Here is a 26,543-nt window from a genome sequence, read left to right as displayed (position 1 = left end):
CTCATGGCCAGATTAAATCTCTTAGAAGAAACACGTTTTGAGAAGCTCCCCGTAAAAGTTTACAAAGACGAGCTATCTGCTTCTAAAAAAGTTGCAAAGCGTATTGCTAAGATTATTAAAAAAAGACAGGAAAAAGGGAAGAAAGCTGTTTTAGGTCTAGCAACCGGAGCTACTCCCGTAAAAGTTTATGAGGAACTTATTCGTCTTCATAAAGAAGAAGGGCTTAGCTTTAAGAACGTTATTACCTTTAATCTGGACGAATATTATCCAATGCAGCCAGACGAGAACCAGAGCTACGTAAAGTTCATGGACGAAAATCTGTTTAACCATGTGGATATTCCAAGAGAAAATATCAATATCCCAGATGGGACACTTGCCAAAGAAGATATTGCAGATTTCTGCCTTAAATACGAAGAGAAAATTACTGAAGTTGGTGGTTTAGACCTTCAAGTGCTTGGTATTGGTAGAACAGGACATATTGGTTTTAACGAACCTGGTTCTGCTCCTAACAGTGGTACACGTTTAGTAACCTTGGATGATCTTACAAGACGTGATGCTTCTCGTGATTTTGGTGGTAAAGAAAACGTTCCTACCAAAGCCATAACTATGGGAATTGGTACCATCTTTAAAGCTCGCGAAATTATTTTAATGGCCTGGAGCAAAAAGAAAGCTCCAATCATTAAAAAGGCTGTTGAAGGTGAAATCTCTGGAAGCGTACCAGCAACTTATCTTCAATTAAACGATCATGTAGAGTTTATTTTGGATGAAGATGCAGCTTCAGAATTAACAAGATTCGACACTCCATGGTTAGTAAAAGATTGTAGCTGGGATAAAGATCAAATTAAGAAAGCTGTAATCTGGTTATCAAATGAAGTTGGGAAACCAATTTTGAAGTTAACTGACGAAGATTACAACAGCCACGGTATGGCGCAGCTGGCTACAGAAAAAGGGCCTGCTTACAATATTAATATCGACGTATTTAATCAATTACAACATACGATTACCGGTTGGCCAGGTGGAAAACCAAACGCAGATGATACGCAACGTCCAGAACGTGCTGAACCTGCTAAAAAACGTTCGATTATCTTTAGCCCACACCCAGATGACGATGTAATTTCTATGGGAGGTACTTTTATTAGATTGGTAGACCAGGGACATGATGTACATGTGGCTTATCAAACTTCTGGAAATACCGCAGTTTGGGATACCGATGTATTGCGTTATGTTGAGTTTGCGATCGATTTTAATAGAAGTATTGGTGAAGATACCAGCAAACTAGAAGAGATCTACGATAACTTCAATAAGTTTATTACTGAAAAGCGTCCAAATGATATTGATCTTCGTGAGATCATGGACGTAAAAGGTTTTATTAGAAAAACTGAAGCGATCGCTGGTGCTCGTTATGCAGGCTTAGTAGATGATAATATTCATTTTATGGCTTTACCATTCTACGAAACTGGTAAAAAAGTAAAAAGCCCTGTGACTGAAGAAGACGTGAAAATTACGATGGAATTACTTCAAAAAGTAAAACCTCATCAAATCTTTGCTGCTGGTGATTTTGCAGATCCACATGGTACTCATATTGTATGTTTCAATATAATTATTGAAGCGATGAAACGTCTTCGCGAAACCGAAGAATGGACAAAAGACTGTTGGTTATGGATGTATCGCGGTGCATGGCAAGAATTTGATATCCACGATATCGAAATGGCCGTTCCGCTTTCTCCACAAGAAGTGGCTAGAAAACGTGAAGCGATCTTTAAACACCAATCACAAAAAGACACTCCGGTATTCCCTGGTGACGACGAACGTGAATTCTGGGTACGTGCCGAAGAAAGAAACAGCGAAACCGCAATGTCTTACCATAACTTAGGACTTGCAAATTACGAGGCGATAGAAGCCTTTGTTCGTTGGAAATTCTAGTACAGTTTTAACCAAGATTCCGTATTTTGGTAACAAACTGTTACGATGACATATTTTAGAAAAATTTTGATTTTAGGAGGTTTGGGTTTGATGATCTCATGTTCTTCAAACCCTTACCGAACTACCAACAAAGTATATAAAAAGAAGGCGAAAGCCTATGCAAAAGAACTTAGTAGATTCCCACTAGAGGAAACCCAGACTGATTCCGCACTCAATTTTGGTGAGTACCCTGTGGGAACTACTAATTTTAATCTTCGACGCCCAAATTTTGTAGTGATCCACCATACAGCACAGGATTCTACAATTCAAACCTTAAATACATTTACCATCCCAAGAACTTCGGTAAGTTCACACTATGTCATTGGTGATGATGGCGAGGTTTTTCATATGCTGAATAATTATTATCGCGCATGGCATGGCGGTATTGGCCAGTGGGGACACACTACAGATCTTAACTCTTCTTCTATTGGAATCGAACTGGATAATAATGGTAAAGAAGTCTTTTCTGAAGCTCAAATTTCAAGTCTGCTTGATGTTTTAAAACAATTAAAAGAGGACTATAAGATCCCTGCGGAAAACTTTATAGGACATCTTGATATTGCTCCTGGAAGAAAAGTAGATCCAAGTGCCGATTTCCCTTGGAAACGTTTAGCTGAAGAAGGCTACGGAATTTGGTATGATGAAGATAGTATCGAAAACATACAATATGAGCATGAGTTTTTTACAGAAAATCCGCTAAAAATCGATAATATCGACCCTGTTTTTAAACGGCGAATTGCCTTAATGGACAGGTATTTATTTCCCAACCTAATCCCGGACGATTTTAATATCGCAGAAGCACTAAGAATTATAGGTTACAACATCGACGATCTAGATGCCGCGATCAAAAGCTTTCAAATTCATTTCCTTCAGGAGAAAGAGAACGTAGAGGGTATTTTAAATGCTGACGAGATCAAAATTCTGTATAATTTATACCGAAAATCGCTTTAATTAGAAGTTAGAATTTAGATCGCTTCGCTGTTAGATGTAAGATTTATTTTGAACGCTTAATGTTCAATAAAATATATTGTCACTTCGAGTGATTTTAGTGAAGTGATAACGAAACTAAAAGTGTATCGAGAAGTGGATTGAAGTTAGAATTTAGATCCCTTACGCTATTAGAATATAGAGTCTAGAAAATAGACACCAGAATCAGGAGTAAGGATTTTGTAGCGCTTGTCATTTCGATCCTGCCAGCCGGCAGGCGGGTGAAGCGTAGCGAAACGGAGAAATCTATTTTATCAATTGAGATTTCTCGACTCCATTTCATTACGCTCGAAATGACAAATAACTGCAAATAAAAAAGACCAAAAATCAGGAGTCAAGATTATATAATTTAGAAGTTAATTTTTGCAGAAAGCTGACCGCTGATCGCTAACAAATAAAAACTGTTCACTGTAAACTTTTCGTCATCTCGACCAAGCCTAGCCCACAAGCAGGCGTAGTGGAGAGATCTGTTTCGAAACGTAAATAAGATTGAGATTTCTCCGTTTCGCTCCGCTCCAGTCGAAATGACAAATCGCTGTTGACAAAAAATCAGAAGTCAAATTTATACAATCTCAGCATCAATACTGCTAAAAGCTGTAAACTGTAAACCGTCAACTAAAAATCTACTCCGTAAAAATATCCTGTTCTTTTAAATACTGTAATCCTTTGTCTTTTTCGTTTAAGATTCGTTTAGATCGCAGGTAACGATTATAGTTGTATTCGTCGAAATCTTCAGCGGTGGTGTCCATCGTGCTTATGTGCACATCACCCATCGAATGAATAAATTTTTGATCGCCAATCCACATTCCAACATGAACAACTCGCTCTTTTGTAGAATCTGTAGCTGGTCTTCCGAAGAATAATAAATCTCCGGCAACAAGATTTTCAAAGTTCCTAGTAGAATCCACTAAAACTCCGGTGTGTACCTGTTGTGAAGCATCACGCGGAATCACCATTCCGTTTAAAAAGTAAACTGTTTTGGTAAAACCACTACAATCTACTCCTTTTGGCGAAGTTCCTCCCCATAAATATGGTAACCCCATTAATTTTTCACCTGTTGAAATTAGCGATTCTCCATCCACTTCTAAATCGGCTAACCAGGTTTTATAAGGTTTTGCGTCAGATTTTGGAACATAAGCAGTCCGGCCATCGGGATAAGAAATCTCGTAGAAATTTCCGTTTTCAGCAGTAAGTTCTAAAATATTACCGGCAACAAGATCTGAAACCACCTCAGCATCATTTTTAGCCGATTTTAGCGATTTTCCATAGGGATTTAAATAGATCAACTTTTCTTTAGATTTCCAGTCAGAAAACGCTTCTTTGGTCATATTCTGAATACCACCGTAATCTACCCAGGCTAGGTAACCATCTGGCGACTGAATATAATACCAACTTCCCTCCTTTTTATAAACTTTCACCGGCATCCCCAAAGTAGCTTGTGTCACTAACTGCGAAGCATGGCGTGGTTCTTCACGAAGATTCGCTACTGAAATTTTGATTACTCCCATCGTTTGATCTTCTAAACCTTCAGCATCAGGTAAAGTTTCGATATTCGACGTGAATTTTATTCCTTTTTGATTGAGTGTTTTTTCTAAATCTTCAGCAGCTTCAGGCATATTGGTTTCGCCTTCGATCGTAAACCCATCAGCATTTTTTTCAGCTTCAAAATCGAATAACGCCACTCTGCCATCAGGTGCATAAACATTTTCTAAACTATCGATAATAACTTGCGCTTCGTTCTTTTCTTCGGAAGCTGTTTCCGTTTTTTCATTACAGCTTAGCAAAACCGCGGTTAAAGCCAATGTCCAAAAACTATATTTTTTTATCTTCATTTTAAATATCATTAATCAATTCAATACTAAATCTCAAACCCTATAGGATGAGATCCTGAATCAAGCCCGCCTGCCGGCCGGACAGGTTCAGGATGACGTATTATTCAAATTTAAACAATTTTACACCGGTACCATTTTCTGTAGGATAAATCACTTTTTCTGAAGTAATTTTCACTCCGGTTGAAGTATCATTTTTCAACAACAAAGCACCGTCCATATCTACAAAATCGAGCATAGGAGCAAGTTGTGCAATCGCCGAAATCCCAACGGTCGATTCGGTCATACATCCCACCATCGTTTTTAAACCAAGAGATTTTGCTTTTGCGATCATTCGTAATGCCGGGGTAATTCCGCCACATTTGGTGAGTTTTATATTTACACCATGAAAACGATCGGTACACTTTTCAACATCGCTTTCTACAATGCAACTTTCGTCGGCAATCACCGGTAAACCTGATTTTTCATAAAGTATTTTTTGACCATCAAGATCATCTACCGGAAGCGGCTGCTCTAAAAATTCAACATTTAGTTCTTTTAAAATATGGCTGTTTTCGATCGCTTGTTTTGCATTCCACGCTACATTCGCATCGATCCTAAAAACAGAATTTGTATGTTTTCGAAGCTCTTTTATAATTTCGATATCATGATCTGTTCCTAACTTGATCTTATATAACGGCCACGGAAAATCCTTAATCTTACGAATCATTTCTTCTGTTGAAGCAATTCCTATCGTGTAACTGGTTTGAGGCGCTTCAGAAGGATCCAAATTCCACAATTTATAGAGCGGTTTTTGCTTTCTTTTTCCATAGAGATCGTGCAAGGCCATGTCTAAAGCACAAAGAGCGAAAGTTTCAGTCCTTAATTCAGGATAAAGCTTTTCCCAGATCACTTCGGGAGGTTCTTCAATATGATTTTCGACGATATTCTCTACTTTTTTCAACGACTCGATCATCCCTTCTACCGTTACTCCATAATACGAAGTTGCGGCTGCTTCGCCAAAACCGGTAAAACCATTATGAGATACAGAAACCACCAAACTTGGCTGCACATCACGCGAAGCATGACTAATCCTAAAGGTATCCTTTAACTGCAGCTGATATTGGTGATATTCGATCTTCATTTTATCGATTTATTCCAGAATAATTTCTTTAAAATCACTTTGATTCCCGGTGCGATCTACCGCTGTAATCCCGATTTTCGATAATTTCACCTTCTTTTCTCCAACCAAGTAAGAAAGCGTGGTTTTAAGCTCAGAAAGCTGATCGTTATTCAGAATCTTAAAATCCCATTTACTGCCTTCGTACTGAAAATATAACACCCATCTAAAAACATCATTTTCACTTGGATGTTCCCAAGAGATTCGTAGCGTATTTCCATCAAGATTAGTTGAAACTTCAGGTGATTTTGGTGCTTTATTATCCATCCAAGGGCTTGGTGGCACCAAAGCCGGTTTTCTGAAATAGTTTTCGGCTAAAGCTTTTTCAGCTTCTTTATCGTTCATCAACGCTTTAAGATTCCACAATACAGCCCCGGGATCTTTAGCTAACATTCCGCGAGTGATTAAAATCTGATTGAACAATTCATTTTCGTAACCTTCTTCTTCGATCAAACCGGCATTAATTCCCGGCCAAACATGTCGGTTTTTAGTATTTTCTTCTTCCCACCAGTTTAATAAAACCGGGAAACTTTGCGGAGTTTGATCGGTCTTCCAATACAACTGTGGCGTTAGATAATCTACCCAGCCTTCGTTTAGCCATTTTTTAGCGTCGGCGTATAACTTTTCGTATTGATCGTAACCGGCGATAGATTGCGGATAACCGGGACGCCAAATCCCAAACGGACTAATCCCGAATTTCACAAAATCCTTCTCTTTTTTAACCAATTTCGCCACACGTTCGATAAAATCATCTACGTTTTTACGACGCCAGTCTCCCCTGCTCAATTTTCCACCTTCAGCTTTATAGCTATTCCAGCTTTGATCGTCTGGGAAATCTTTACCGCCATTATAAGAATCGTAAGGATAAAAATAATCGTCGAAATGAATTCCATCTACATCATATCTTTGTACCAAATCTTCGACAACTGCTGCCGTACGATCCTGAACATCTTTACGAGCAGGATCCATCCAGTACATTCCGTTTTGAAGTTTTACCACCATCTCTGGATTTTCTTTCACTACGGAAGCTTCGCTAATTTCGCCACCGGTGGTGTGATACGCCCGATACGGGTTTAACCAAACATGCAGTTCCATCCCTCGTTTATGTGCTTCGTTGATCCAAAAAGTTAGTGGATCGTAAAAAGGTTGTGGCGCTTTTCCCTGCTGCCCGGTGATGTAATAAGACCAGGATTCTATATCGCTTTGATACAAAGCATCGGCCTGCGGACGCACCTGAAAGATCACCGCATTATAGTTATGATTCGCTAAAAAATCTAACAATTTTATGGCTTCACTTTGTTGCTGAGCGGTTGACAAACCAGAGCGTGACGGCCAGTTAATATTGGCTACAGTTGCAATCCATGCCGCACGAAATTCGGCTACATCGATTGGTGGTTCGCTTTTTAAAATTTCTTCTTCTACCTCAACTTTTTTTGGTAATTCTTCCGGGCTAACTTCAGCAGGTATTGTGGTGTCAACTTCAGTTTCTTTATCTTCTTTAGGAATTTGCGTTTCTACAACTTCCGGCTGATTCTCTGGCTGAGAAGTTTGAACCGTTTGCTGCGTTTTACAGGAGAAAAGGAGGAGAGAAAATGTTGCTAATACTGCTGCTGAGTAGGGTTTTCTAGTTTTCATAAAATTAAATAGACATCTCACAATATTAAACAAAAGAAAGAGATATAGAAATGAATCTATTCTCTTTCTTGCACAAACTAAACTGAAATTATCTATCTCTCCAATAGTCGATATGACTTGAGCTTGGATCTTCTGAATATGTACCTCTTATCTGTGTGGTATAAACTCTACCCAGACTTGCCAGGGTTAAACCATGCTGAATAAAAGACTCTGATTCCTCTGGATCATAATCTGTTCCTGAAGGAAATACCTTAAAAGTATAACTTCCCGGTTCTAACTCTGTATAATCCCCGGCGCTCATATAAGTAATTCCCTGTCCCAGAGAAATTACCTGGGCATCTTCAGCAGGAGAATTTTCTGTTTCTGGTACTGCAGCTCTTATTGCATAAACATCTACGCTAAAAGGAATATTTGCCATTGTATTTACAAATCTCCAGTAAATTAGATCGTGATTAGGTTCAGGTAAATTATCCTCTATAAAGGCTATTTCGTAATTATCTGCAATTCCTACTAAATATGCTGAATAATAATTTTGAGCTTCAGTTGTGATACTTGTTGAAGCCAGATCTTGATCATCTAAAGTTCTTACCTGCAAATCTCCACTTCCAGATGGAATCACTGCATAAGCATTACTTGGATAAACTGATGTATAATCTAAAGCCTGTTCTTCGTCTTCACTAGAACTATTTGCTGCAGTAATTTTTTCATCATTTAAAAAGAAACCGGCATCTGGAGCGTCTTCAGCATGAAAAAAGAATTTTACATAACTCATTTCTCCAGCTACTGGTTCTGTCACTTCGGGAATAGCATTTTCTTCGCATCCAAGGACTAATGATGCTAAAAATGCTATGACTAAAAATCTTGCTGATGTTTTTCTCATAATATTTCTTTTATTCGATGATACTAAACCAGGTTTCGTAGGTATGATAATCTTCCTCGAAAGCATTCAATTCTTCCAAAGCTTCCTGATTCCACATATATTCTGAATTATATCTTGGTCTTGCTCTATAAGCAGGCTCGCCATTATTTGCTTCATATAAAGGATCTGGTAGGGCAAATCCCTGATAAATTGCTTCGCTCTCGTCTTCTACTCCTACATCATAGTGATATCTTCTCATATCAGACCAGGTTTCAAAGAATCCCCATCCCCAGGTTGAGATATATTTTTGAAGCATGATCTTAGATAAAGTTAATCCTGAAGGTGTATCTGGAAATATTACATCGCTGCTTTCCATCAATGCTCTTCTTTGATCGTAAACAGCCTGATCTGGTGCGTAAGATCTGGCAAAGTCTAAATGTGAATTAACACCTTCTTCATAGGCCTCTAAAGCTAATCCCATATCGCCATCTAAATAAGCTGCCTCAGATTTTATGAACTGCAATTGAGAATACGTCATTAGTGGAAACTCAGCTTCATTATTAAAGAAATAAATTTGTGGTGAAGGATTGCTTCCTCTATAACCTTCTTCATTCCAAAAGTTTTTAGGAACCATATCTGCTTCAGCCGTTGTCCATTCGTTAATACCCACATCTGGAGAAATTCCGCGATACATCCCATCTGGCGATGTAGCTAGCATTGATGTAATTCTAGGGTCATTTAAGTATTCTTCTTCAGCAGTAAAAACAGGATCCTGACCTAATAGAGTGGGATCCTGAAAAGCAGGATTACTTCCATTTAATAAGCTAAGGATAAATTTTGTTTGCCTATAATATCCAATATTGCCTCTTAACGGGCCAAAAAAATTGGTATTAGAACTTACGGTTCCCTGAAAACCAATCATCGCATTATCGTCGTTACCGGCCAATGCCTGATCTACATATCCTATTACTTCCTGAGGATCGTAAGAACTCTTGTTCGTTAAACGGTGGGCATTAATAGCCAATAAACCATACGCCAGTTTTTTCCATTTTTCTTTATCTCCCTGAAAAATTAAATCTGCTTCTGTTAATCCAGAATCTTCAGGAGATAGTCCATCTGTTCTATCTAAACTTTCTATACCCAACAAAAGTAATCGCTGAATTTCTTCGTAAGCTACAGATTGATCGTCGTAATCAAAAGTTCTTCTATCTGGATCAAAAGCCTGTGTAACAATAACAGGACCATGATAATCTGTAAGCATTTGCCATCCAAAAGCTCTTAAGATATATCCAACGCCAACAAATCCATACTTCTTATTAAGTTCTCCACTTCTAATCATGTCTGAAAGATTGTATCCCATACTCCAGTATACCGCTCTCCATAATTGAGCATAAGAATCTGATAACGGATTAGAATGTAAATTCAATGAGTATGCATTTCCAGATGTGTATGCCCAGTTTTGAGTATAAAAACCTGTAAATCTTCCATCCCATTGTATTGCTACTACAAACTCGGATTCTATTTGAGGAAGAAAAAGTTCTGGCTGTAAAAGCGCATCTGGCCCATTGGGATTGGTATTTACATCTAAATACTCTTCACAACTAATGGTACAAGTACCTATTAATAAAAGTAATGCTATATATATTCTATTTTTCATCTTTTCTTGTTTTAAAATCCTGCTCTTATACCAATATTGTAACCTCTTGGTAAAGGAAAGTTACCGTAATCTAAACCTACACCACCGGCTCCTCCTACCGCAGCAGAGTTTCCGTTTCCTACTGGATCTAACCCAGAATAATTGGTTACTAAGAATAAATCTGTTCCGGTTAAGAACACACTTGCACTTTTAAACACATTTGTTTTCTCTAATAATTTTGAAGGGAAGTTATAAGAGAATGTTACGTCACGTAATCTCATCCAATTAATATCTTTTTCTATAAAACTTTGATATGGATATATTGAAGACCAGTAACTTGAATTTCTTGAAAGGTCAATTGGAATATTATTTTGTGTAGGATTGGCACTATTTTCAAGACCATCCCTTAAAACCCCGTCTACGATTCTTGGAGTTTCCCTGTCTAATGTTCTTTTACTTAAACCACGTGTAGTTAAGTAATATTCGGTTGCATTATACACATCACCTCCTACTCTAAAATCTAATAAGAAATCTAATGCGAATTCTTTATATCTAAAGGTATTTGAAAGACCTATTTTAAAATCTGGATTTCGATCTCCTACGACCACCCACTCTTCTGTATTTAAAATTGGTAAACCAGAAGATGGATTAACTAAGACTTCACCAGCTTCATTTCTTTCATAGTCATAACCCGTAAATGTAGTTAATGGCCCACCTACTCTAGATCCAACTCTTACGTTACCATAAAGCCAAGTATCTGAATTATAAAATTCCTGAACATCTGCCGGCAGACTTACTAACTCACTCCAGTTTTTCGTAAAGTTTGCTCTAATATCCCAGGAAAAATCTTTGTTAAGTATTGGTGTTCCGTTCAATTGAATCTCTACACCTTCATTTTTTATTTCTCCAGCGTTAAATGTCATTAAAACAAAACCAGTAGCGTAACTTAACCTTAGATTTTGTACAATTTGATCTTCAGATTTCTTATTAAAATAAGTAGCATCTAAACTTAATCTGTTATTAAAAAATTTAAGCTCGGTACCAAATTCATAAGAAGTAGTCATTTCTGGCATTAAATTTAAACTAGGCCCTGTAAACCCATATCTAAAACCACCTCCCGTAGTTTGTGCTGGTTCGTAGTAAGGTCTTATGCTATAAGGGCGGGCATCTTTACCTACCTGTGCTATAGATCCTCTTAATTTACCATAAGTTAAAACATCGCTGTCTTTAAACATATCCAGTTCAGAGAAGATAAAACTTAAACCAGCAGAAGGATAAAAGAAAGAATTATTTTGTACTGGTAATGTAGAACTCCAGTCATTTCTACCGGTTAAGGTTAAATACAACATATCGTTATATCCAATATTTAAACTTCCAAAAGCTCCTACTAATCTTCTTTCGGTTAAATTATTAAAAGCTCGGTGCGTTTCAAGATCTGTATTATTTATAGACCAAAGATCTGGTGCCTGGAAATCCTGACCGCTGGCTGCCGCACTAAATGTATTATAATCGTATACCGCACTTCCCAGTTTAAAATCTATGCTAATATCCTGATCAAAAATTGTTGGTGTATGGAATTGCGCATAATATTGATACGTTAAGTTTCTTGTAGTTATAAGTGACTGATCGAACAAGCCACCATAATCCAAACCAGTATTAGATTCAGGATGTCTTACAATCGTATTTTTTTGAGTAAAATAATCTACCCCAACCTGGCCTACAAGTCTAAACCAATCTGTAGGCTCTGCAGTAATACGAGTATTCAATTTATAACGATCTACCAAAGAGCTAAATTGATTGCTATTTACATTGAAAAAAGCATTCTCTACAGCATCTGCATATTCAGCATAATTTCGGCGATCACCACCTTCAGTTAAATAATTACTTGCATCATCTGTTGATGGCCATAGTAACAAATGTAAAAGAGGACCTCCTCCACCTCTAAAGGCCTGTTCATTATCAGATCTTGTATAATCAAAAGTAACATCTGCGGTTAGAAAATCTAAAAAGTTAGCGGTTACTGCCGAAGATAAATTTAGCTTCTCTAAACTTGTATTTGGTACAAAACCCTGGGCATCTGTATTTGATGCTGAAATTCTATACTGTGTTTGTTCAGATCCTCCTGAAAGTGAAATATTATGTTTTTGTGTAAATGCATCCTGAAAAAAGTTCCCTATGTTATCGTAAAACTGCGTTCCTTCAGGATATTCAGCTCCAAAATAATACAAACTTTCATCAGCATCACTGGTAAATCCATTAGCTCCCCTACCATATTTTTGCTGAATTTCCGGATATTTTACAATACGGTCTAACCTAAAACTATTACTATAATCTAGCTTACTAACCCCTGCTTTCCCTCTCTTTGTAGTAATTACTACTGCTCCAGAAGCTGCTTCGATTCCGTATAAAGCTGAAGCTTCAGGGCCTTTAAGTATAGTAATATTTTCTATATCTTCAGGATTAATATCTGCTCCCCTATTGGTAAAATCAACTCCTCTGTCATTTAAAGCTGTACCACTATTTAATGATGAAGCAAATACGCCTGTAGAAGTTGTAGAGTTACTAATTGGTAAACCATCTACAACAAATAATGGCTGGTTACTACCACTTAATGAACTTATCCCTCTAATTACCATCGATGTTGAAGCACCTGGAAGTCCGGAAGTCGAGTTGATTTCTACACCAGGAACTCTACCTGCCAATGCGTTTATAAAATTTTCTCTTTGTGTTTGGGCAACGGTTTCCCCTTTAACTTCGGTTACAGCATACCCAAGAGCTTTCTTCTCTTGTTTTATACCAAGTGCAGTTACCACTACCTCATCTAAGCTTTCTCTATCAACAGCCATGGTGACGTTAAATTCTCTTCTATTACCTACACTAAGTTCTTGTGTTGTAAAACCTACAGAAGAAAAAACCAGTATAACATCACTATCTGGAATGGATAGCGCAAAGTTCCCATCAAAATCTGTTACAGTTCCTAAAGATGAATCTTTAACTCGTACCGTAACACCTGGAAGCGGAATTTGATCCCCATCCATTACTTTTCCTGATATCCCGATCTCCTGAGCCCAACTGGTAGCTGAAATAAGCAAAAGCAAAAAGAAGACTGGTCTACGAAGTTGTCCTTTCATAAAATTACGTTAACAATTGGTTAGATAACAAACTTATATTTTAAAAATCTTAAATGCAATATTTAATTGCATAAAATTCAATATTTTAAAACTTTAGTACTATAATTTATTTACAAATGCCGTTTTTTATTGCAAAAATTATATATTTACACATACCAGAAATCTCCAATAAATTCACTAAAAAGGCATTTTTTTAACTTATTATTTAGGATATACTATATTTATATACTTTAGAAATATCCCGAAATACCAATATGAAAAAAAAAGAACGACACGAGATTATTTTAAATGAAGTTCATTTACATAACAGAGTACTGCTAAGCGACTTAACAAATATTCTTAACGTATCTATGGATACTGTAAGAAGAGATCTTGTAGAACTGGATAAGGAAAAACAGCTAAAAAAGGTACATGGTGGTGCGGTATCTAACGGTTTCAATATACATTCCGATCAAAACAGGGAGATTTATGAGTATGAAAACAAGTCGATAATCGCTAAAAAAGGCATTTCTCTTTTAAATCATGGTGATGTTGTACTTATAACGGGGGGCTCTACAAATTTAGAACTGGCAAAATTATTACCCAAAAAGATGAATCTTACTTTCTTTACACCCAGTCTCCCCATGGCGGTAGAATTGCTTAATAATTCGTCGATGTTAAACGAAGTTCATTTAATTGGCGGTAAGCTCTCTAAAGGATCTCAATTAGCCACTGGCGGAAATTCTATTAATACTTTATCTGAAATTACTGCAGATATTTGCTTTCTAGGAACCGGTTACATGGATTTGGAAAAAGGAATTACTGAAATTGACTGGGAAATTGCTCAAATGAAGAAAGCAATGGTCAATTCTTCAAAAAAGATTGTTTCCCTGAGTATTTCTAAAAAATTAGATACCATTAACCGCTATAAAATCTGTGATCTTACACAGGTAGACACTATGGTTACAGAGCTAGATCCTTCAGATAAAAGTCTTGAAAAATATCAAAAAGCTGGTTTAAAATTACTCTAAACTATAATCTGATATTCGATATTATTTGAACGCTTTTTTATAATTGATTACACTCTTTAAAGGAAGACCCAAGAGTAATTATTTCAAAATAAGACAAGATATTTTTAATCTAGATTATCGAGTAGAACATTTCTAACGCTACCGTGTTTCAATAAAAGCTCTTTAGCTTCAGCCTCTGGTACATTAAGTTCGTCCATAATCATTTGCGTGCCGCGCCCAACCAGCTTTTTGTTAGAAAGCTGCATATCTACCATTCGGTTGCCTTTAACTTTACCCAGTTTGATCATAACACTGGTAGAAATCATATTTAAAACCATCTTTTGGGCACTTCCGGCTTTCATTCTTGTACTACCGGTCACAAATTCAGGGCCTGTTACCACTTCAATAGGAAATTCTGAAGCTTCGCCTAATGGGCTACCGCTACTGCAAGCAACGCATCCGGTTGATATTCCATGTTTTCTGGCTTCGTTTATTCCACCGATAACATAAGGAGTTGTGCCTGATGCTGCGATTCCTACAAGCGTATCAATTGCTGAAATTTGATATTTCTGAAGATCTTTCCAGGCTTGTAAAGTATCATCTTCGGCATTTTCAACCGCATTTCTAAGAGCAGTATCACCGCCTGCGATCAAACCAATCACCATATCTGGAGTTACGCCAAAAGTTGGTGGACATTCTGAAGCATCTAAAACTCCCAATCTACCACTTGTGCCAGCACCAATGTAAAATAACCGACCTCCTTTTTGCATATTTTCAACAATTACATCTACCAGTTTTTCTATAGCGGGTAGCTGCTTTTGTACATTTTCAGCAATTGTTTGATCTTCTTTATTGATGTTCGACAGCAATTCTGCCGTGCTCATCTTTTCAAGATCATTATATTTTGACTGCTTTTCGGTATCGGGTTGTTTACTCTCCATCAGATAATATTAGCTCTCGCAATTTCCGATTATTTTTCTACTGTAGAAAATACTCCTTTAATTTTTGTTGCATTCCACTGCACATCTGGGGTTTTATAAAAGTTGATTCCCAGATAATCCAATCGTTTACCGTGCGTTCCCAAACGTTTTGTAAATTCAGAATAATCTTTCTTTTTCGGAGAAGACCAGCCAACTTCAGCAACAGCGATACTTCTTGGCCAAAGACGGTCGTCTGCAGTAGCATCGCTATGTACAAGCTCTGTCCAAACCGCACCTTCAACGCCTATAGCATTCTCATTTTCAGAAACAAAATCGTAAACGTTCTTTAAGGAAACCCCGTCTTTTTTACACCAGCTATACGTATTTGGCTGATTTGGAATATTCCCGTGATCTAAGTAAAAACTTTTACAAATAGATTCGATAATTCTGGTATCTACAACACTTTTGGTGGTTCCCGTCCAGCGCTGACTAATAAACGAATCGTCTACTTTAGCCTGGGTAACTTCTTCCCAACCAATAGCAGTTTTGCCGTTTTCACGAACAATTTTTTCAGCCTTTACTACAAATTCTTTGTAATGCTCATCTTCAATTTCATCGCCTCCAATATGCAAATAAGGGCCATCAGTAATTTCAGCAAGCTCGGCAATCACATCACTTACAAAATCGTAAACTACTGGTTTTTCCATACAAAACTTGCTCCACCCTACTTCTACACCGTGATAAGGTTCTGGTGGAGTTGCACGTTTAGGATCAAGATTCTCGAAATTATCACAGCTTAATTCTGGATATCCCTGCAAAGCAGCATAAGTGTGTCCCGGCATATCAACTTCAGGAATAATAATTACATTACGCTCTTTTGCATAGGCCTGTAATTCTTTAAATTCAGCCTGAGTTAAATAACCGGCACGACCATTTTTTACAGCAGACTGCCCTCCTATTTCGGTTAATTTTGGCCATTTTTTAATCTCAATTCTCCACCCCTGATCGTCACTTAAATGAATATGAAAACGATTCAATTTATAAAGGGCCATACGATCTACATGCTTTTTTAGATAATCTAAATCGAAAAAGCTTCTGGCAACATCGATCATGCTTCCACGCCATTCGTAAAAAGGCTTATCGGTAATACTAACCGCTGGAATACTAAATTCTGAAGTGATTTTACCATTTTCCACTTCAGCTGGAAACAGTTGACGAAGCGTTGTTATTCCGTAGAAAAGTCCGGCATTAGTAGCAGCTTCAATTTTAATTTTTTCTGAAGTTACCTTAAGCTGATAACCTTCATTTCCTAAAGAAGAAGAAAGATTTTTATCGATTTTCAATGAAACGATAGCTTCCTTTTCTGAAGCTTTTTCAAGCTCACTTCCTGTAGCATTCAATAGTGTTTTTAGCCATTTTAAACTTTTTTCAGCTTCAGCATCTGCATAAAGAGTTAGGCTAGATGAAAACTGAAATTCGCTATTTTTCCATTCAATTTTGGAAGGCTTCGGAATAATAGCGGGTTTATCCTGGGCGTAAGCACCCAAAAAGATGAATACTACAAAGAAAACAGAAAAGAAAGAACGTTTCATATTTATATTTTTAATCCCTCATTGAGAGTTTGATTCATTAATCCAAGATGGGCTTATCTAATCTTATGTCCCTTAACGGCAAAGAAAAGAATGTATAAATAACAAGGGATTACTACCCAATATGCCTGCTGAAGCCCGAAGCTATCTGCTAAAGAACCATAAGCCAAAGGAACGATCGCACCACCGGCAATAGCCATGATCAAAAATGAAGAAGCTATTTTGGTAAATCTTCCTAAACCGTCTAAAGCTAAAGGCCAGATTGCAGGAAAAACAACCGCATTTGCTAAACCAAGCATCGAAATACAAAGCACGGAAACAAAACCTTCAGTAAATATTGCCGCTAATCCTAAGATAATACCTAAGATTCCGGAAATTCGCAATGCTTTTGCCTGACTAATATATTTTGGAATAGTAACTGTCCCGATCAAATAACCAACGATCATTGCCGCTAGTGTATACGATGTAAATTGTAAAGCCGCTTCAGAAGCAATTCCCTGCCCATCTTTTGCATAAGTAATAACCGTATCCCCGGCAATAACCTCTACACCAACGTAAAGAAACATCGCTAAAGTTCCTAAAAGTAAATTAGGGAACTGGAAAACACTGGTTTTATTTTTATTGGCTTCCGCTAAACTTTCGTCTTCTTTATCGGTTTCAATTTCTGGTAAAGAAGAAAAATAAATTAGTACAGCCAAACCAACAAGAACAATTGCCATTACGATATATGGCATTTCTACTCTTGAAGAAAGCAAATCTAACTCGGCTTCACGCTCGGCTCCTGTTAAAGTGCTAAGCTTCGCTTCCACCTGATCCATATTTTTAAGTAAAATAGCACCAATGGTTAAAGGCGCTAAAATACCTGCCACCTTATTACAAATTCCCATAATACTAATACGCTTTGCAGCACTTTCTATTGGGCCTAAAACAGTGATATATGGATTCGCAGCAGATTGTAATAAAGCTAAACCTGTTCCCTGAACAAATAATCCTGTTAAGAATAACGCATAAGTTCTAGACGCTGCAGCAGGAATAAAAATTAATGCTCCAACGGCCATTACCAGCAATCCAAGGCCCATCCCTTTTTTAAAACCTGTTTTTTCTAAAACTTTAGCTGAAGGAATAGCCATTACAAAATACGAGATGTAAGAAGCAAAAGCTACAAAGAACGACTGGAAATTATTCAGCTCGTTAGCCGTTTTTAGATAAGGAATTAAAACTGAGTTTAGCCAGGTTACAAATCCAAAGATGAAAAATAACACCCCAATAATAATGATCGACCTGCTGGTTCCTGAAGTTTTCGAGTTAGTGCTCATAATATTTATTTACTCGTATTTTAAATTAGCATATTAAAAAAGCTTAAATTCAAATCATTAAATTTTCAAGAAAGCCTCTTTACAAAAAAAAGAAACTTTTTTATAAAACTTAAACACTTTATTAACTTTTTTTATAATTAAAAAGAACATAACTTAAATTTTTATTTAGAATTCTATATCTAAATCTGCAAATTCCATAATTTTTAAACAGGCTTTTAAAGTTTATAACAGGTATTTGAAATAAACTATATTTGCAGCCCAAAAATTTTATAACTATACTGTCCAAAATCGATATTTTAGGACTGTTTTTTATAAAATATTAGGATTGCGTTTATTCTATAAAAGCCAAAACAGCTTTAAATTATAGAAAAAATGCTTATTAAAATAAATGCCTCGAGGGGAAATAACCCCTTAATAAAGGATTAAAAATAAAGAGTTTAAAACTCAGCGACTAAAACCAACAGGTTTAAACTAATTAATGTTCACAATTGCATGAAACACATTCGTAATTTTTGTATCATCGCCCATATCGATCATGGTAAAAGTACACTAGCCGATAGACTTTTAGACTTTACAGGATCGGTAACAGAAAGAGAAAAGCAGGCACAGCTTTTAGATAATATGGATTTGGAGCGGGAGCGTGGTATCACTATTAAAAGTCATGCAATCCAAATGGATTATGTTCATGAAGGTGAACAGTATACACTAAATTTAATTGATACCCCGGGACACGTAGATTTCTCTTACGAAGTTTCCAGATCTATTGCCGCCTGCGAAGGCGCTTTACTTGTAGTAGATGCTGCACAAAGTATACAGGCACAAACAATTTCTAACCTTTATCTGGCTTTAGAAAACGATCTTGAAATTATTCCGGTTTTAAATAAAGTAGATCTTCCTAGCGCCAATCCTGAAGAAGTTACAGACGATATTGTAGATCTTTTAGGTTGTGACCCTGAAGATGTAATACCTGCAAGTGCAAAAACAGGAATTGGTATCGAAGAAATTTTACATGCTATTATTACCAAAATTCCTGCGCCAAGTGGTAAAGTTGATGCACCATTAAGAGCCCTGATTTTTGACTCTGTTTACAATCCGTTTCGTGGTGTAGAGACCTTCTTTAGGGTAATAAATGGTAGTATTAAAAAGAACCAGCACATTAAGTTTGTTGCAACAGGTAAAGATTATTCGGCAGATGAGGTTGGTACTTTAAAACTCATTCAGCATCCAAAACAGGAAATAAAAACTGGTGATGTAGGATATCTAATTACCGGAATTAAGGATGCCCGTGAAGTAAAAGTTGGGGACACTATTACAGATGCTAAAAATCCAACTACTGAAGCGGTTGCCGGGTTTGAAGATGTAAAACCAATGGTATTTGCAGGAATTTATCCTGTAGATACTGAAGATTACGAAGAACTTAGAGCTTCCATGGAAAAACTTCAGCTTAATGATGCTTCTTTGGTGTTTACTCCAGAGAGTTCTGCAGCATTAGGATTTGGTTTTAGATGTGGATTTTTAGGAATGCTTCATCTGGAAATTATTCAGGAGCGATTAGAACGTGAATTTGATATGACGGTAATTACTACTGTACCTAACGTGTCTTATCAAGCCTACACCAATAAGCATCCAGATGATATTATTTTAGTTAATAATCCTTCAGATTTACCAGAACCTTCAACTTTAAACAGGGTAGAAGAGCCATTTATTAAGGCAAGCATAATTACTAAAGCAGATTATGTTGGGCCAGTAATGTCTCTTTGTATTGAAAAACGAGGTGAGATCACCAACCAGTCTTACTTAACGACAGAGCGAGTAGAACTTTCTTTTGATATGCCATTAGCTGAAATTGTTTTCGACTTTTATGATCGCTTAAAAACAGTTTCTCGCGGTTATGCCTCTTTCGATTATTCTCCTATTGGCTTACGTACTTCTAAATTAGTTAAAGTTGACGTTTTACTGAACGGAAATAAAGTAGATGCACTTTCTGCTTTATTACACCAGGATAATGCTTACGATATTGGTAAGAAAATGTGTGAAAAACTGAAAGAACTAATCCCAAGACAGCAGTTTGATATTCCTATTCAGGCAGCGATAGGTGCTAAGATCATTTCCAGAGAAACCGTAAAAGCCCTTAGGAAAGACGTTACTGCAAAATGTTATGGTGGAGATATATCCCGTAAAAGAAAACTGTTAGAGAAGCAGAAAAAGGGTAAAAAACGTATGCGCCAGGTAGGCAACGTAGAGATACCTCAGGAAGCTTTTATGGCTGTTTTAAAACTAAACGATTAATAGCAGTTAAAAGCTCATTTTATATAAAAACCCTCATAGTTTTTAAGCTATGAGGGTTTTTAGTTTTTACTTATTTTATGCTTATTATTGCTTCTGAAGTGTGATCTCCATAACATCAACATTTGCAATACCTTCAAGACCGCCAGTTAAGGCTGCACTTCCTGAAACATTAAGGATCATTCTATTAGAACTCAATTCTATGATTTCAACCTCCTGTTCTTCAGATGCTGTTTCAAAATAAAGTATATCTTCAACTATAGAATAATTACCAGATACTGAAGAATATGGAACAGCTTCCTCTATAGTATATTCCTGGCCGTTCATGATCATTGTTAATTCTGCCGTATACGCTCCAGAAGATGTGAACGTACCATCATTATTAAAAACAAATATATAATCATCGAAACTCACGGACTGGCCTATAAATTGATAATTCATTTCACCAATATTTGCATCGCCCTCGTAATAAACATCTGAAACTTCCCAGGTTCCACTTAGATTATTAGACACCTTAGGATCATTGTCGTCATCGCTACCGCAGGAGCTCACCAGAAAACATACCAATAACATTGGCATTAAAAATAACTTCTTCATTCTTTGATTGATTTAGATTGAATTTTTCATTTACAAGATATCTAATTGGTAGCTTCAAAAAGCAGATTGCGATGTAAAAAGGGTATAAATCCCCTAATTTCTTATTGCATGCTCGATTTCTTAAATTTGTGAAAATTACTTCATTTTTAACCAAAATCGACTTAAATTGAAGTAAAACTGATTAAAAAATGCCAAAAAATAGAAAAAATGGCCGGACACAGTAAATGGGCAAATATAAAACACCGCAAAGGAGCACAGGATAAAAAACGTGCAAAGCAATTTACCCGAGCAATTAAAGAAATTAGTGTTGCTGTAAAAGAAGGTGGCGGGGCAGATCCTGAAGCTAATCCCAGTTTACGCAATGCAATTAGTAATGCAAAAGGGGTAAACATGCCCAAAGACACCATAGATCGTGCAATTAAAAAAGCAAGTGGGGCAGATGCCGATAATTACGAAACAGTAAGTTTTGAAGGTTATGGCCCTAACGGTGTTGCAATTTTTGTTGAATGTACCACAGATAATACCAATAGAACCGTAGCTTCTGTAAGATCGATTTTCACTAAAAATGGAGGTAGTTTAGGTACTAATGGTTCTTTAGAATTCTTATTTGATAAAAAAGGAGTTTTTGTTCTTGAAAAAGAAAAAATTGAAATGAATCTTGAAGAATTTGAACTAGAACTTATTGAAGGTGGTGCCACCAAAATTGAAAAAGAAGACGATTTAATAACGGTTTATACCGATTTTAATGATTTTGGATTAATGTCTTCTAAACTTGAAGAATTAAACATAGAGACAAAATCTTCTGAAGTGCAACGAATCCCTTTAAACACCGTTGAACTACCGGTAGAGGACGCTAAAAAGATCCTTAACCTCATCGAAAAGTTTGAAGACGACGAAGACGTTCAAAATGTGTATCATAATCTTGAAATTACAGATGAACTTATTAAAGCTATAGATGAAAATTAATTGTTCTTTAAAAAAAATATAAACCAAAAACGCCCAATTTTAATAGTTAAAATTGGGCGTTTTTTTATCTAATTTTAAATATTCTAATCTTCCTTTGTATTGGCTTTGGTATCTTCAGAATCTCCGGTATTCGATTTCTCTTCAACTTCCATTCGTTTCCCAAGATAAGTTAGTTTAAAACCTTCTTCAATATCTACATCTTTACTATTAGAAGGGATTATATTTAGATTTCCTTCTGTGTTTTTTACAAATAGAGGAATGATATCAGGATCTGTTTTAGAGATTTCAATTAAACCTTCGTAATGCTCCTTAGAATTCAATTCAATTTCGTGAATCGTAGGATATTTTCTGGCCAAATTGGTTAATTTTACATAATCATCGGTTTGCGAGAATAATCCTTCTTTTGGATTATTTTCTGGATCCTGCATTTCTTCAGGAGAAACCACTCTAAAAGATCCATTTTCGCCAAAATGCTTTTTAAATTTTTCTATCGCATTTTTATTAATCTCGCTGTTGCTGGTCATTGCCATTAAATAACCCACATCATTAAGCTCTATATTATTAATTAGATCTTCAGAATATACATTTTCTTCAATAGCATCTAATCCCATGCTTTTAGCTTTTCTAACGTTCATTCCGTTATTATCTACAAGTACAACATGTCTTCCATTATCTACTAGATATTCAGCAATAATTCTTGAAATTGAGGAAGCCCCAATAATTAAAATTCCTTCAGAATTCTTTAAAAATACGCCTATTAATTGTGCAAAGAAACGGGCAGTAGTTGCATTTAGCAGTACTGTCCCCAGAACGATCATAAATACAAGTGGTGTAATATATTCGGCGCCTTCGACACCTTGATTTGCTAATTCTAAACCAAATAACGAGGCGATACCGGCAGCAACAATTCCACGTGGTCCAACCCAGCTTATAAACAGCTTTTCGTTAAATTTTAAAGAAGAATTTATACTGCTTATAAAAACACCAAGTGGCCTTACCACAAAAACAATTACCGCAAATAACCAAATGGCTTTACTGGTAAATACCAGGTAAAGATCTTCCATATTGATATTTGCAGCCAACAGAATAAATAAAATAGAAATTAAGAGAACACTTAAGGATTCTTTAAAGTATAGAAGCTCCTTGATATTTGGAAGGTCGATATTTCCCATCACCATTCCCATTACCACTACGGCTAAAAGTCCGCTTTCGTGCGCAAACTGGTCAGACAATACAAAAACACCTAGCACCGCAGCCAGTGTAAGTACGTTTAACAAATAATGCGGAATGATATTTTTCTTGATACTATAGGCCAGGGCATGGGCAAAAGTGAATCCAAAAGTGAATCCAAAAAGCACAATCTTACCAAATTCAAGCAATACAGTTGAAGTATATTCTTTTCCTTTACCGGCACTAATAAACTCGAAAACCAAAACCGCAACCAGTGCACCAATAGGATCGATAAGGATACCTTCCCATTTTAGAATGGTAGAAACATCCTTTTTAAGCGGAATGTTTCGTAAAATTGGTGTAATTACAGTTGGCCCGGTAACGATAATTAACGAAGCAAATAAAAATGAAATTTGCCAGCTAAGATCAAAAATATAATGCGCTGCGATACCAGCACCAATAAAAGTAACGATTACTGCGACGGTAATTAGCTTTACAATTACAAAACCAACATTTAAAATTTCTCCTTTTTTAAGCGTTAATCCACCTTCAAAAAGTATAATCCCAATAGCGAGCGAAACAAAATAAAATAAACTTTCGCCGGGGAATAATCCAGATTCTCCATTCCAGATAGGTTCTATAAGTTTACCTCCATCGTCTGTAAACATTGTGGCAATTGGCCCTACTGATAGTCCAATTAAAATCAACGGAAGGATTGCAGGAATTTTAAATTTCCACGCCACCCACTGTGCCAATATTCCTAAAATTATAATACCTGCTAATTCTAACATTAATCTTTTCGTTTTTAAAAGCTAAAAATATTAAAAATAGTTTAGTTTGCTCCTAAGCTGGTCTTAAACTGAGATTATTTGTAATCTGGTGTTAAATAGAAGCAATAAAACGCTTTTGAGCATTTGATTTAATAATTTGCGATATATTGTGAAAATTTAATAATTTATGAAATTATACCCTATCGAAGCAGGTAATTTTAAGCTAGACGGCGGTGCCATGTTTGGCGTAGTTCCTAAAAGTATCTGGCAAAAGACCAATCCTGCAGATAGCAATAACATGATCGATATTGGCGCCCGTAGCCTTTTAATCGAAGATGGTAATCAATTAATTCTTATCGATACAGGTTTAGGCGATAAACAAAGTGACAAATTCTTTAGCTATTATTTTCAGTGGGGAGATGATTCTTTAGACAGCTCATTAAAGAAATATGGATTTCATCGCGACGATATTACCGATGTTTTTACTACCCATCTACATTTTGACCATTGCGGTGGCTGCGTGCAATGGAATAAAGACCGCACAGGTTACGAAACCGTATTTAAAAACGCTAAATACTGGAGCAATAAAGATCACTGGGAGTGGGCCACTAAACCAAATGCTCGCGAAAAAGCCTCTTTTTTAAAAGAAAATATCCTGCCTATTGAAGAAAGTGGGCAACTTCATTTTGTAGATCGAAAGGATAAAGAAAGTTTTACCAATGTACCAGATCTTGGATTTGGCGTGCTCTTTGTAGATGGACATACCGATAAACAAATGATTCCGCATATCGAGTATAAAGGAAAAAAACTGGTTTTTATGGCAGATCTTTTACCAACTGCGGGACATATTCCGTTGCCCTACGTGATGGGATACGATACCAGACCCTTACTTACTTTACCTGAAAAGAAAAGCTTTTTAGATAAAGCGGCAGATGAAGAAATGTATCTTTTTATGCAACATGATGCTCACAACGAAGTTATAACCGTAAAACACACCGAAAAAGGTGTGAGACATGATAAAACATACACGTTTAATGAATTATTTAACTAAAATGAGAATTCCATTTTATAAACCATTACTGGCTGCTACCTCAGCAGCCATTCTTGCGTCTTGTGGGAGTAGTGCTCCTGCAATAGTTTCAACCCCAATCGCTAATATTGATACCATTCCGCTTAAGATCACTGCACTTACAGATGCTCAGTTTAAAAACTGGCCAGAGGCAGATCTAGTTTACGATACAATTCCCGGAATGAGTGTTAATAGAGCTTATTCAGAAATAATTAAAGATCAAAAAGGTAAAAAAGTGATTGTTGGGGTGATCGATAGCGGTACAGACATCGAGCATGAAGATCTTAAAAACGTACTATGGACCAACGAAGATGAAATTCCCGGGAACGGAATTGATGATGATAACAATGGCTACATCGACGATGTTCACGGTTGGAACTTTTTAGGTGATGCTGTAGATGAAAACCTGGAATATGTTAGAATTTATAGAGAATTAAAACCTAAATACGAAGGTAAATCTGCAAGTACGGTTAGTGAAGCCAACCGCGAAGAATTCATTTTATACAAAGAAGCTGAACAAGAATATCGTAAAGAACTAAACGAAACTCAGCAAAATGTTTCTCAATATGAGCAAATAAAATCGCAGCTGGTAGCGGCGCATCAGGCGGTTTCTTCTCAATTAGGGAAAGAAGATTATACAATAGAAGAATTAAGAGCCATGCAGGCTACTGCGCAACCTTTAAGCCAGTATAAAGCCATGTTGCTTCAGATTCAGCAAAATGTAAACGAAAATATTCCAAAAGCGATCGAAGAACTGGATGGAGCAATTGATTATTATTCAGAAATGCTTGAAATCAATTTAAATCTAGAGCTTAACGGAAGAGAAATTGTTGGCGATAACCCAGATGATCTTAATGATCGTAACTACGGAAATAATAACGTAATGGGACCTGAAGCCGATAAAGAAAATATAAAACATGGTACCCACGTATCTGGGATTATCGCTGCACAACGAAATAACGGTATTGGAATGGACGGTGTTGCCCAAAATGTAGAGATCATGACCGTTAGAGCTGTTCCTAACGGCGATGAGTACGATAAAGACATTGCTCTTGCTATTAGATATGCAGTAGATAATGGTGCTAAAGTGATCAATACCAGTTTTGGGAAATATTTCTCTACTCATCCAGATTGGGTAAGAGATGCTATTAAATACGCAGCAGAAAAGGATGTTTTAATTGTAAATGCAGCAGGAAATGAAAGTTTAAACCTGGATGAAAAAATGGTTTATCCTAACGATCAAACACCAGATAATCCTTTAGAAATAAGCGATAATTTCTTAACAGTTGGTGCTTTAAATTATGATTATGGTTCTAAACTGGTAGCCGATTTTTCTAACTACGGAAAGAAAAATGTAGATGTTTTTGCTCCCGGAAATAAAATTTGGTCTACCACACCAAACAACGAATATGAATATTTACAGGGAACTTCTATGGCTTCACCAGAAGTTGCAGGAATCGCTGCAATGATTAGATCTTATTTTCCTAAATTAACCGCTCCACAGGTTAAAAAGATCATTATGGATAGTGGTTTACCGGTTCAGGCGAATGTAATTGTTGGCGGTGATCGATTAAACACAAAGGAATTTAGTGAACTTTCTACCTCTGGAAAGATTGCTAATTTATATAATGCATTAATTTTAGCCTCAAAAGTTTCTAAATAATAACCCACAT

General features: G+C 36.5%; 18 protein-coding genes. 7 read left to right on the top strand and 11 right to left on the bottom strand.

Features of this window, described 5'->3' with window-relative positions; all coding sequences use genetic code 11:
* Positions 1–3 precede the first annotated feature (3 nt).
* Both nagB and IIF7_RS12420 read left to right on the top strand, forming a co-directional pair.
* Positions 4–1,923, top strand: a complete 1,920-nt coding sequence (gene nagB / locus IIF7_RS12425; protein ID WP_084842019.1) for a glucosamine-6-phosphate deaminase — start codon at positions 4–6, stop codon at positions 1,921–1,923.
* Positions 1,924–1,968: 45 nt separating this feature from the next.
* Positions 1,969–2,913 carry an N-acetylmuramoyl-L-alanine amidase gene (locus tag IIF7_RS12420; RefSeq protein ID WP_084842018.1) on the top strand — a complete coding sequence of 315 codons (945 nt, stop codon included), beginning with the start codon at positions 1,969–1,971 and terminating at the stop codon, positions 2,911–2,913.
* Between the two features lie 659 nt (positions 2,914–3,572).
* On the opposite strand, the gene IIF7_RS12415 is transcribed toward IIF7_RS12420, so the two are convergent.
* From IIF7_RS12415 to IIF7_RS12390, 6 genes are all read right to left on the bottom strand, one after another.
* Positions 3,573–4,781: a C40 family peptidase gene (locus tag IIF7_RS12415; RefSeq protein ID WP_084842017.1), complete on the bottom strand. Its 1,209-nt coding sequence runs from the start codon at positions 4,779–4,781 to the stop codon at positions 3,573–3,575.
* 100 nt (positions 4,782–4,881) lie between these two features.
* Positions 4,882–5,901 carry a dipeptide epimerase gene (locus IIF7_RS12410; protein WP_084842016.1) on the bottom strand — a complete coding sequence of 340 codons (1,020 nt, stop codon included), beginning with the start codon at positions 5,899–5,901 and terminating at the stop codon, positions 4,882–4,884.
* A gap of 9 nt (positions 5,902–5,910) precedes the next feature.
* Positions 5,911–7,572 (bottom strand): glycoside hydrolase family 10 protein, encoded by a 1,662-nt coding sequence (locus IIF7_RS12405; RefSeq protein WP_084842015.1) that lies wholly within the window; start codon positions 7,570–7,572, stop codon positions 5,911–5,913.
* Between the two features lie 88 nt (positions 7,573–7,660).
* Complete coding sequence (locus tag IIF7_RS12400) at positions 7,661–8,452, bottom strand: DUF4397 domain-containing protein (protein ID WP_084842014.1); 792 nt, start codon at positions 8,450–8,452, stop codon at positions 7,661–7,663.
* 10 nt (positions 8,453–8,462) lie between these two features.
* The gene (locus IIF7_RS12395) at positions 8,463–10,088 is read right to left on the bottom strand and encodes a SusD/RagB family nutrient-binding outer membrane lipoprotein (RefSeq protein ID WP_084842013.1); all 1,626 of its coding nucleotides are present in this window, start codon (positions 10,086–10,088) and stop codon (positions 8,463–8,465) included.
* An 11-nt stretch (positions 10,089–10,099) separates the two neighbouring features.
* Positions 10,100–13,198: a SusC/RagA family TonB-linked outer membrane protein gene (locus tag IIF7_RS12390; RefSeq protein ID WP_084842012.1), complete on the bottom strand. Its 3,099-nt coding sequence runs from the start codon at positions 13,196–13,198 to the stop codon at positions 10,100–10,102.
* A gap of 254 nt (positions 13,199–13,452) precedes the next feature.
* On the opposite strand from IIF7_RS12390, the gene IIF7_RS12385 reads away from it, so the two are divergent.
* Positions 13,453–14,208 carry a DeoR/GlpR family DNA-binding transcription regulator gene (locus tag IIF7_RS12385; RefSeq protein ID WP_084842011.1) on the top strand — a complete coding sequence of 252 codons (756 nt, stop codon included), beginning with the start codon at positions 13,453–13,455 and terminating at the stop codon, positions 14,206–14,208.
* Positions 14,209–14,312: 104 nt separating this feature from the next.
* Here IIF7_RS12385 and murQ read toward each other — a convergent pair whose 3' ends face one another.
* Genes murQ through IIF7_RS12370 form a run of 3 tightly spaced genes read right to left on the bottom strand, consistent with a single transcriptional unit; the run spans position 14,313 to position 18,012 of the window.
* Positions 14,313–15,128 (bottom strand): N-acetylmuramic acid 6-phosphate etherase, encoded by an 816-nt coding sequence (murQ, locus tag IIF7_RS12380; RefSeq protein WP_084842010.1) that lies wholly within the window; start codon positions 15,126–15,128, stop codon positions 14,313–14,315.
* A gap of 29 nt (positions 15,129–15,157) precedes the next feature.
* Positions 15,158–16,699 (bottom strand): beta-N-acetylhexosaminidase, encoded by a 1,542-nt coding sequence (locus IIF7_RS12375; RefSeq protein ID WP_084842009.1) that lies wholly within the window; start codon positions 16,697–16,699, stop codon positions 15,158–15,160.
* A gap of 53 nt (positions 16,700–16,752) precedes the next feature.
* Positions 16,753–18,012, bottom strand: a complete 1,260-nt coding sequence (locus IIF7_RS12370; RefSeq protein ID WP_084842008.1) for a sugar MFS transporter — start codon at positions 18,010–18,012, stop codon at positions 16,753–16,755.
* A gap of 492 nt (positions 18,013–18,504) precedes the next feature.
* Here IIF7_RS12370 and lepA point away from each other — a divergent pair, with 492 nt between their 5' ends.
* Positions 18,505–20,301, top strand: coding sequence for a translation elongation factor 4 (lepA, locus tag IIF7_RS12365; RefSeq protein ID WP_084842007.1), 1,797 nt, complete (start codon positions 18,505–18,507; stop codon positions 20,299–20,301).
* Positions 20,302–20,385: 84 nt separating this feature from the next.
* Here lepA and IIF7_RS12360 read toward each other — a convergent pair whose 3' ends face one another.
* Positions 20,386–20,895 (bottom strand): lipocalin-like domain-containing protein, encoded by a 510-nt coding sequence (locus IIF7_RS12360; protein ID WP_084842006.1) that lies wholly within the window; start codon positions 20,893–20,895, stop codon positions 20,386–20,388.
* A gap of 207 nt (positions 20,896–21,102) precedes the next feature.
* On the opposite strand from IIF7_RS12360, the gene IIF7_RS12355 reads away from it, so the two are divergent.
* On the top strand, positions 21,103–21,861 hold the full coding sequence (locus tag IIF7_RS12355; RefSeq protein ID WP_084842005.1) for a YebC/PmpR family DNA-binding transcriptional regulator: 759 nt from the start codon (positions 21,103–21,105) through the stop codon (positions 21,859–21,861).
* An 83-nt stretch (positions 21,862–21,944) separates the two neighbouring features.
* Here the strand turns inward: IIF7_RS12355 and IIF7_RS12350 are convergent, their stop codons facing one another.
* The gene (locus IIF7_RS12350) at positions 21,945–23,822 is read right to left on the bottom strand and encodes a cation:proton antiporter (RefSeq protein ID WP_084842004.1); all 1,878 of its coding nucleotides are present in this window, start codon (positions 23,820–23,822) and stop codon (positions 21,945–21,947) included.
* A 166-nt stretch (positions 23,823–23,988) separates the two neighbouring features.
* On the opposite strand from IIF7_RS12350, the gene IIF7_RS12345 reads away from it, so the two are divergent.
* Both IIF7_RS12345 and IIF7_RS12340 read left to right on the top strand, forming a co-directional pair.
* The gene (locus tag IIF7_RS12345) at positions 23,989–24,852 is read left to right on the top strand and encodes an MBL fold metallo-hydrolase (protein WP_084842003.1); all 864 of its coding nucleotides are present in this window, start codon (positions 23,989–23,991) and stop codon (positions 24,850–24,852) included.
* 1 nt (position 24,853) lies between these two features.
* Entirely contained in the window at positions 24,854–26,533 is a 1,680-nt protein-coding gene (locus IIF7_RS12340) for a S8 family peptidase (RefSeq protein ID WP_176218950.1), read from the top strand.
* Positions 26,534–26,543 lie beyond the last annotated feature (10 nt).

Source organism: Zunongwangia atlantica 22II14-10F7, assembly GCF_002094855.1.
Lineage (GTDB): Bacteria > Bacteroidota > Bacteroidia > Flavobacteriales > Flavobacteriaceae > Zunongwangia > Zunongwangia atlantica.
The sequence above is the reverse complement of the archived record's forward strand: the minus strand, read 5'-3'. Positions and strand labels throughout refer to the sequence as shown.